Here is an 8,534-nt window from a genome sequence, read left to right on the forward strand (position 1 = left end):
TCAGTGAGAGGAGGCTTCAGATTGCTGCCACAACTCAATAAGCTCACCGAAAATCCCGGTGCGATGTTTTACTGCCCTGATCTCATCATCAAAGCCGCGAATTATGATCTAATCCAACAGCCCAATAATGTTGTTTTACTCGATACCATCGCCCAAGCTTATTCCGCAAATAGTAAGTTCGATGAATCAGCAAAAGTTCGAAGCAAATTCCTAATACTCGCTCGTAACGATTACGAACGCGCTAGTGCCCATTTTGACCGAGGCATGGCATTCACATTTGCAGGGAAACATGACGACGCTATTTCAGATTACACCCAAGCTATCCGAGTCATCCCATCGGCTGCGCTTTATGCCAACCGCGCCAGCAGTTACGCCAGTATAGGCAATTTAACTTCATCAATAACCGACTACACAACTGCTCTTTCAATGTCAGATACCGGAAGTGACAGCTATAATCGTCATCTCCTTTATCGTGCACAAGTTCTGACAAAAGCTGGACAATTTCCTGAAGCGATCACGGACTACCGGAGATTGATTGCGATAGCACCAAGTAATGTTGAAGCACGCAAGGCTCTCATTCTCGTGCTTGCAGATTCTGGAAAACTGGATGAGGCAAATATCAGTCTCATCGAATTTAAAGAAAAATTTCTAGAGGACTTCAAACAATTCAGGTCAAAACTGGTCAGAATTCCTACGTTAGCCGACCAATCGGGAATCTCTGCCTCCAACCGCCTCAAACCGCGTCTGGAGGCAAAAGGAGAGCGAGCATTGTTGCACCAAATCAAAGAACTTGTACGTGGTGGCAAGTGGATCATGTATGGTAAGAACCGTATAGAATATAAAGCCAGCCCTGCGACATTGCGTCCCGCCCTATCAGGTCATCTTCAGATCGTTAACGTGACTTGCGTCAGCGATGGCCCTCAAAGTGACCTCCATCCTGTTACGAAAGGAGAGCGCCTTATTAAAGGATGTCCGAAAGACCTGCGACAATGGAATGTTTCAAACCTAATGGTCGATCTTTTAAAAGCAGACCCATTCTCACTTGATATTATTGAACCGACTTCAACAATTTCTGTAGGTGAAGGAGCCATTCTTCAGTTTGGCTACACTAAGGATAAAGAGAAAATAGGATGGCGCGATTGTATTGACGATGGCATTTTTAGCTATCAGGCTTCAGGAGAGGAAACGCGACGAGGACTTATTCCACCAGGACTGTTCTGTAAGGGGCAAGCGAATTGCAGGCAAGTTAAAGCACTACTTTCCGATCTCATCAAACGGGTTCAGAGAGCTAACCCAGAGTCCGCTCCTTCCTATTGGGATACACTCGGGTATCAGATCAATCAGCGCTTGTGGATACCTGATCGATCTGGGAGCAATCAAAGAAGACGGAAGCGAAGACAAGACCACAATGGCAAACTTATTTGCTTCCCGTGGATATGGTTTAGGGCTTATAGAACGCTATAATGCCTCTCTTGCTGATTTGAATAAGGCGATTGCACTCGATCCGACTAAAGCCGTATACTTTGATGTTCGTGCTATCGCAGCTGACCATCTAGGGAAGTCGGAGCAAGCTTATAAGGATCGTGAAACAGCCTGCTCTCTAGAAAAAAAACACTGCAAATAGTGGAAAACTACTCAATTCTATCTTGGTTTGTCATTTGTCAAAATTCCCAATTCGCTACTATGGTGTAAGGTCATGAAGTCGGGGGGAAACAAACCAGTCTTTAGTGACTTCATCCGGCTCCTTTACTCCAACCATAGACGCGGTCGAAAATGCGTTCGACGAATCAGCTGTATTTTGATCACTTTTCTCAAGTGTTAGCCTAGGTTTTGTGGATCTAAAACAACACTAACCACCAGCTCAGTTCCCATTGCGTCTGATTGAACTGCGTCTTGCTCGGTTTGTTTATCGCTTTTATACCTTAGTTCTTCAAATATCATTACTCTTCTTTCTCCTGCTCTAACTTGCTGTGGTAGAGTTCAAACAGGATTTGGTTGTCTAAGAATTGCATCACTAGGAACTCAGCAGATTATGTATTGTGGGGCTGCGGGTGATTTGCAGGTTTATGCGCTTGCTCGCATTAGCACATTTCAAAGACGCGCAGTCTCGAATCCAAATCACTAGGCTCCTCGAAATCAGCTGAAGCAGATTGAACAAATAGGTACAAATACTCCTAGCTGAGGAGGCTGAAGGATTACATGAATGATCAACCAGCTTCTCTTAGCGCTGGGGGAGCGTAAGCAGTTACGCCCGTATATTATGACCCGAGCGATGGATTCATCCGGTGGGCGATTAACTGATCGCGATATTCATGCTTATATTGTTAAGGAAGGTTTGGTAAGCACTATTATCCGGATCCAATCTACTAATTGCTCAATCACATGGTTTTTCCTAGATAACTTCACGCCCCAAACAAACATCCCAATCAATCCCAGAGCCCCCAAGACGACTTTAAAAAAAATCGAAATTGAAGTCATCAAGATCCCAGAACACATGGAACTTGAAGTGGTAAATGTAGGTTCCCAGATAAAGCAAGTTTCGGTCAGCAAAATACCACTGCCCACCTAAAGTGGCTGAGCATGGAACAAGACCATTCAACAAGAATCACCTACAAAAATAACGTGATACAAATCACATTTAAAAGTTATTTTCCGGTGTAACCCCAAATGTCACCCCAACCTAGGGCAAAATTTATTTTATTCATATAAAACAAAAACTTGAACAAAAAACCAGAATCCCTCTTAAATGCTTTGTTAGGGCACTGTTCTCAAAGATGACCACCTTACTAGCCAGCCCTTTGAATTTACACGATTTTCAAACGTTTTTAGTGACCTTTTAGGATTATGTGTGACGTAATAACTAAATAAGGTTTCGTAGCCAAAAGCTGCAATACATTCATAGTTGTCAGGCGCGACTTGTCGAATGGCAACAGCTGTCTCTTGTTCTGGCCAATAGCTCATAGCATCAAGGGAACTTGTGTAAGGTAAGTCGCTATTTCGAGTGTGCATGAGTGCTTGGTTACGAACTTGCCAGTTAATTTCTGGCATTAACTGCTTGAGCTGAGATTCATACTGTAGATATGCTTTGGGGTCGTTTTCGTCTGGAGCGAAGTAAATAACATCCGCATCGTTCAATGGAGTTGTTACATCAAAGCCATGCAGTGCATCCCAAACAAGATTACGAACGAAACCTGCTGCAATATAGCATTGAGGCAAGCCCAACTTAGAGACGCACTCTAAGGCTTTAACTCTAACTGGGTCTTGTTTGATTAATTCTACGATTCTGTCCATTTTCGCCCTGTTAAGGTGTGAGCAACGCAATACCGAAGCCCCTGCATACCACCTTAAGCACTAAAACCAACGCATAGTGAAAATGCCAAGCGTTGCGAATCACTCTTAAACAGTTTGTTAGTCGCGAGGCACCGAGCGACAATTTTAAGCCGAACTAAACTTTGCGAACAACAAACTTTATGTGCTTTGATGCGTTTTAGTCAGGCGTAGTCTCAAAGCGCCTACTCAATGAAACCACTTGGAACATAAAACACCGTAGAAAACGGACTGACAACACCAAAAAGAGCCTTTGGAAAACCAATCTAACAGTGCGGACTTTCAACAAAGTCACTGAAACCACGTGAAACTTACCACACCAGAGAAAACATAATTTCAACGAGTAAATCGGCTTTTGTACCAACAAACTCACCGAGCGGAGTTGCAACCAAGAACAGACTCTCGATTGCCCTGCTCTGCCAGCACCAAAGAACAAAACAACCGCTAGGACAATTGCAGAACTTTGGACTTAAAACAGCTGAAAATGAGTTTGGTCCAACGACAACGAGCCTTTAAATCAAACAAAAAGTAGCCAAACTTTGAGCTTGGAAACATGATTTTGACTGCTAGTTTTTTCTGGCGACTAACGCCGCATTAAGGTGTGAGCGACGCTTGTACTATTTATAGGCGACTCAGTATCTCTGCTTTTTTAACTTCAAACTCTTCATTAGTGATAGCATTGATATCTAGTAGTTTTTTTAACTTCTCTAACTGTTCGAAGTGGTCACTTGCCTCTTCGGTCTTTGTTTCCAATGGATCTGACTTAGGCACTTCAGCCCTTGCAACTTCCATTAATAGCATATTGATGCTCTTATCAATATCCTCAACAGTAATCTTAGATGTGCTAGAAATATTGGTATTCGACAAGTCTTTAAAAGCACGCTCTAGTATTGGGTTATTCTTTACCGCTATTTCATTCGCACAATATAGCTCAATAAAATTTTGTTGCGCTTTTTTTACTTTAGCAAGATTATCAAGAATCTCGGCTTCCTTATTTTTACCCAAAATTAGTAGAAAGATCCCAGCAATTAAAGGAGAAACGATACAAGCTAATAAGAACCATAGAAAACCACTACGGTTGTAATTCGAAGCTAAAAAACCAACAGCGATTGCCAAGAAAAACCAGAAAAAAATCCCACCTAACATATTTACCTCATTTAATTGAAATTTGCCTGTGAACATTATCAATTTATACTCAACAGGCTTTGACTTTAAGCAACTCGATTGCAATTATCACTCGTTTGCATAAAAGCATAACGCCTTGTTAAGGTGTGAGGCACGCAATACCAAAGCCCCCGCATGCCACCTAACCACTAAAACCAACGCATAGTAAAAATGCCACGCGTGCCGAATCACTCTTGAACAATTTGTTATGCGCGTTCTCCACGATTGAAAGCAACTACAGTAGCGCGTAATTTAGTCAGCTTAAACTCTGTAAGTAACACTGTAACAAAAGACAATATAGAAACGGAGATAAGTGCAATATTTATCAAAGCATTACCACTAAACTCATAAATACCTGACAGACCAATAAATAGCAAAAGACAGGCAATTATCGATAGAATCGAATCATTAGTTTTCACTTTATACTCATCAGCAGGTATATCTTTTATTATCGAAACCGGATTTGAAAGCCCGTCAAGCCGAACTGCAATTTTTCCTTTTTTAATTTTGACTTTTAGGCCAGAACTTCTTAACGAATTAGCTAAATCTTCCATGATTGATTATCTCCATTTCTGCGAGCGCATAACGCCTTGTTAAGGTGTGAGGCACGCAATACCGAAGCCTACGCATAGCACCTTAACCACTAAAACTAACGCATAGTAAAAATGCCACGCGTGCCGAATCACTCTTGAACAATTTGTTATGTAGCCGACTTTCAGCTTAGTGCTTTCTGCCCAATTAGGATTTTGGGGGCAATACCAGCTTTGCGATACAAACCTAAAGCAGATTCATTGAAGGAATATACTTCTAAAAACAGCTCTTCTCCGCCGTTAGAAATAGCCCTTTCCTCAAATGCCTCTATTAGCGCCAATCCAACGCCTTGGCTTCTAAAGCATGAATCCACTACTATTTGTTCAATGCTCGCGATTTTTCGCTGTTTGAGCGTCCAAGACTTACGAACCCATAGCTCACCAAAAACAAAACCTACTAACAGCCCTTTGCTTTCGGCTACCAGAAAAATCGAGCTTTCACTTTCGATTATCTTGTGCAGGTCTATTTTTTGTTCAATTTCTTCCGGTGATAAGAAGTCATCAGGTAAATTTGCTTGATGATACTCATTAAGCTGAAACTGTAGTTTCTTGATAACACTGATATCTTCAATGCGAGCTTGGCGAATATTTAACATATATAAATCCTTTTAACTTACCGTCCTCTCGTGGCTACATAACGCCTTGTTAAGGTGTGAGGCACGCAATACCGATGCTTCCGCATAACACCTTAACCACCAAAACCAACGCATAGTAAAAATGCCACGCGTGCCGAATCACTCTTGAACAATTTGTTAGCATACTTTTTCAATGCTCATAGACCTTTAAGTGATTCTCTTAGTTTATCCATAGTTTGAATTCCAAGTTCACTACTAACCCAACCGTACTGGTCTCCATGAAACCTAGGGAAAATATGCAAATGGTAGTGATCGAGTTCGTTGAAATAAGGTGCCTCTCCATTGTTTTGCATAAAGCCGATACCATCGGGATTGAACTTAGCTTCTATACGTTTATATAAATCTCTTGCAACGTCGGTGATCTCAAAAAACACAGACTCAGGCAGGTCAATGAATGTACGGTATTGAGTCTTAGGACAAATTAAAATATGCCCAAAGTTGATTGGATCATGATCTGCAAAAGCTATAACTTGGTCAGATTCGTACACGATGACCGAGTCAATTTCACGATTACCAATTTGTTCGACTATCGTAGCCATCTGAACTCCTATCAAAGTATGCTAACGCCCTGCTAAGGGGTGAGCAACGCAATACAAAAGCCGCCGCAAACCACCTTAATCACCAAATTCAACGCATAGTAAAAATGCCACGCGTTGCGAATCCCTCTTAAGCAGTTTGTTAGTCGCGAGGCACCGAGCGACAATTTTAAGCCGAACTAAACTTTGCGAACAACAAACTTTATGTGCTTTGATGCATTTAAGTCAGGCGTAGTCTCAAAGCGGCTATTCAATGAAACCACTTGGAACAAACAACGCCGTAGAAAACGGACTGGCAACACCAAAAAGCGCTTTTGGGAAACCAATCTCACAGTGCGGACTTTCAACAAAGTCACTGAAACCACGTGGAACTTACCACACCAGAGAAAACGTCATTTCAGCGAGTAAATTGGCTTTTGTACCAACAAACTCACCGAGCGGAGTTGCAACCAAAAACAGATTTTCGATTGCCCGCCTTATCACCACCAAAGAACGAAACAACCGCTTGGAAAATAGCAATGCATTGATTTAGAACCAATGAAAATGAGCTTTGACCGTCGAAGGTGGAACTCTGAATCAAATAACCAGTAGCCAAATTTTGAGCTTAGAAACATGATTTTGACTGCTAGCTTTTTCTGGCGACTAACGCCCTGTTAAGGTGTGAGCAACGCAATGCCGACGCTGCCGCATACCACCTTAAACACTAAAACCAACGCATAGTCAAAATGCCACGCGTTGCGAATCACTCTTAAACAGTTTGTTAGCACACAGATCTATTCTCTAGCTCTAATCTGTAAACATTAGATTCTTCCTGAGAACGATATTCTTTTGCTTTAACTACTGGACTACCATCATGTAAAAGGGAAGATGCAATCTTATTGGACGGTTCATTTTCTATACTGACGACTGATTCGAGTACATAATTAAAGCTATCATCTGCGCCAATATCGTAGTTAGGACCATTGTTACTCAAAAAAGACTCTATTTCTTCAATACTGATATTAACAAGTTCTTTGCACTTACCAGACCCTCTTGAACTTTCCTGTACGTAGTAACCAACACTATATGTAAATGTCCGATTCTCACCATTAATATCATTTTTGGTTACAACAAATACTGAATGGATTTGTTCGCTTTCATCTAACTTGAAGAAAATCATCGCGTCGAAGTCTTGGTTAAACTTATTCAGCATAACGATGCTTGATATATCAGGATTCTTATCCGACCTCTCATATGACAAATCTCCCGAAGCGATCAACGTTTCTAATCTGTAAGCGAAATCGCTCATGTTGGCTAGATCATTAAAGAATGGTTCAGAACCCCTGTCGTCATATAAGTTTATGCGCTTATCTTTCTCGTAATCCAACAAATTATATACCTCATATCTAACGACATTCGCCTGTGTGCTAACGCCGCGTTAAGGGGCAGCAACGCGCTACCACCGAACTTTAATTTACCACCCTAAACACAGTTGCCAAGATTAGAGCCAAATTCGCCTAGCGTTGACTGTCCCTCTTGAACGCTTTGTTATACCGCTACTCGCAAGCTACCCAATACCTAGCCAATGGCTCTGGGAAAACTTTACCCACGACCACTTTTTCAAACCTTCCACCATTAGATTCTATGACCTTACGTGATGCGATATTGTCTTCATCTGCTGTAATAAGCGCTTCAGAAATGCCCAACATTTTGGCTTTAGTTAACGCTAACTTGTGAGCATCGACTTACCATGACCGATTCCGCGATGCGAAGGAGCGACATCATAGCCAATATGACCCGCCTCTAAAGCTAGAAACTCGTTGTTGATGTTATGGCGAATACGAATAGCGCCTAAAATGTTTCGATTACCGTCGACAAACCAAAAGTGATTACATGGCACATAGCCATCAGGTAAACTTAAACCCAGGGCTTCATCTTGAAGCTGCTGGACATATCGTGTGAAATCCGAGACTCCATTACGGTAATATTCCGCGTTGTCTACATCGTTTTTAGCAAAATCTTGATAAAACACCGAAAACTCGGATTCAAATTCTAACGAGGGTGAAACTAATTCCATGTTTGATTTTTCTCCTTGCGGTATAACGCCGCGTTAAGGGGTGAACAACGCCACCACCTAACCTAAGCCATTGTGCCGTAGACACTAAAGCCAAATCAAACTGAAAATGCCAAGCGTTGAGAATCCCTCTTGAACAGTTTGTTATGTGCCTTGGATTCAAGTACGAAGTGCGACACCCCTGAAATTTAAAACAGTGAGATGTGCTATTCATAAATTTTACTCCCGC

At 41.8% G+C, this 8,534-nt stretch carries 9 protein-coding genes and 3 pseudogenes; 4 read left to right on the forward strand and 8 right to left on the reverse strand.

The features are described 5' to 3' along the window. The first annotated feature begins 21 nt into the window (after window positions 1-21). Window positions 22-1,464, forward strand: a complete 1,443-nt coding sequence (locus R7Z10_RS11195; RefSeq protein WP_318104894.1) for a tetratricopeptide repeat protein — start codon at window positions 22-24, stop codon at window positions 1,462-1,464. 354 nt (window positions 1,465-1,818) lie between these two features. Here R7Z10_RS11195 and R7Z10_RS11200 read toward each other — a convergent pair whose 3' ends face one another. Next, window positions 1,819-1,941 carry a hypothetical protein gene (locus tag R7Z10_RS11200; protein WP_262636226.1) on the reverse strand — a complete coding sequence of 41 codons (123 nt, stop codon included), beginning with the start codon at window positions 1,939-1,941 and terminating at the stop codon, window positions 1,819-1,821. Window positions 1,942-2,203: 262 nt separating this feature from the next. Here R7Z10_RS11200 and R7Z10_RS11205 point away from each other — a divergent pair, with 262 nt between their 5' ends. Next, window positions 2,204-2,569, forward strand: coding sequence for a hypothetical protein (locus R7Z10_RS11205; RefSeq protein WP_318104899.1), 366 nt, complete (start codon window positions 2,204-2,206; stop codon window positions 2,567-2,569). Between the two features lie 185 nt (window positions 2,570-2,754). On the opposite strand, the gene R7Z10_RS11210 is transcribed toward R7Z10_RS11205, so the two are convergent. Then, window positions 2,755-3,291, reverse strand: coding sequence for a nucleotidyltransferase family protein (locus tag R7Z10_RS11210; protein WP_158156597.1), 537 nt, complete (start codon window positions 3,289-3,291; stop codon window positions 2,755-2,757). Window positions 3,292-3,558: 267 nt separating this feature from the next. Between R7Z10_RS11210 and R7Z10_RS11215 the strand changes: the two are divergent. Continuing rightward, window positions 3,559-3,843: pseudogene (locus R7Z10_RS11215) on the forward strand (hypothetical protein). A gap of 105 nt (window positions 3,844-3,948) precedes the next feature. Here R7Z10_RS11215 and R7Z10_RS11220 read toward each other — a convergent pair. From R7Z10_RS11220 to R7Z10_RS11235, 4 genes are all read right to left on the reverse strand, one after another. Then, window positions 3,949-4,473, reverse strand: a complete 525-nt coding sequence (locus tag R7Z10_RS11220; protein WP_170897308.1) for an SHOCT domain-containing protein — start codon at window positions 4,471-4,473, stop codon at window positions 3,949-3,951. Between the two features lie 224 nt (window positions 4,474-4,697). Next, window positions 4,698-5,045: a hypothetical protein gene (locus R7Z10_RS11225; RefSeq protein WP_031780756.1), complete on the reverse strand. Its 348-nt coding sequence runs from the start codon at window positions 5,043-5,045 to the stop codon at window positions 4,698-4,700. A 161-nt stretch (window positions 5,046-5,206) separates the two neighbouring features. Beyond that, a complete protein-coding gene (locus R7Z10_RS11230) occupies window positions 5,207-5,677 on the reverse strand; it encodes a GNAT family N-acetyltransferase (protein WP_054702902.1) in 471 nt (156 codons plus the stop codon). Window positions 5,678-5,853: 176 nt separating this feature from the next. Continuing rightward, the gene (locus R7Z10_RS11235) at window positions 5,854-6,255 is read right to left on the reverse strand and encodes an HIT family protein (RefSeq protein WP_047104302.1); all 402 of its coding nucleotides are present in this window, start codon (window positions 6,253-6,255) and stop codon (window positions 5,854-5,856) included. A 250-nt stretch (window positions 6,256-6,505) separates the two neighbouring features. Here R7Z10_RS11235 and R7Z10_RS11240 point away from each other — a divergent pair. After that, window positions 6,506-6,768, forward strand: a pseudogene (locus R7Z10_RS11240) (hypothetical protein). 244 nt (window positions 6,769-7,012) lie between these two features. Here the strand turns inward: R7Z10_RS11240 and R7Z10_RS11245 are convergent. Both R7Z10_RS11245 and R7Z10_RS11250 read right to left on the reverse strand, forming a co-directional pair. Continuing rightward, window positions 7,013-7,618: a hypothetical protein gene (locus tag R7Z10_RS11245; protein ID WP_318104906.1), complete on the reverse strand. Its 606-nt coding sequence runs from the start codon at window positions 7,616-7,618 to the stop codon at window positions 7,013-7,015. Between the two features lie 169 nt (window positions 7,619-7,787). Further along, window positions 7,788-8,308: pseudogene (locus R7Z10_RS11250) on the reverse strand (GNAT family N-acetyltransferase). Window positions 8,309-8,534: the final 226 nt, after the last annotated feature.

Origin of the sequence: Vibrio sp. Vb1018 (assembly GCF_033338775.1) — a bacterium.
In the GTDB taxonomy this organism is placed as follows: Bacteria; Pseudomonadota; Gammaproteobacteria; order Enterobacterales; family Vibrionaceae; genus Vibrio; species Vibrio alginolyticus.

What these genes read in the sequence shown, in the direction of transcription:
- R7Z10_RS11210 (WP_158156597.1), bottom strand. Translation starts at nt 3,291, where the DNA reads ATGGACAGAATCGTAGAATTAATCAAACAAGACCCAGTTAGAGTTAAA.
- R7Z10_RS11225 (WP_031780756.1), bottom strand. Translation starts at nt 5,045, where the DNA reads ATGGAAGATTTAGCTAATTCGTTAAGAAGTTCTGGCCTAAAAGTCAAA.
- R7Z10_RS11235 (WP_047104302.1), bottom strand. Translation starts at nt 6,255, where the DNA reads ATGGCTACGATAGTCGAACAAATTGGTAATCGTGAAATTGACTCGGTC.
- R7Z10_RS11230 (WP_054702902.1), bottom strand. Translation starts at nt 5,677, where the DNA reads ATGTTAAATATTCGCCAAGCTCGCATTGAAGATATCAGTGTTATCAAG.
- R7Z10_RS11200 (WP_262636226.1), bottom strand. Translation starts at nt 1,941, where the DNA reads ATGATATTTGAAGAACTAAGGTATAAAAGCGATAAACAAACCGAGCAA.
- R7Z10_RS11205 (WP_318104899.1), top strand. Translation starts at nt 2,204, where the DNA reads ATGATCAACCAGCTTCTCTTAGCGCTGGGGGAGCGTAAGCAGTTACGC.
- R7Z10_RS11220 (WP_170897308.1), bottom strand. Translation starts at nt 4,473, where the DNA reads ATGTTAGGTGGGATTTTTTTCTGGTTTTTCTTGGCAATCGCTGTTGGT.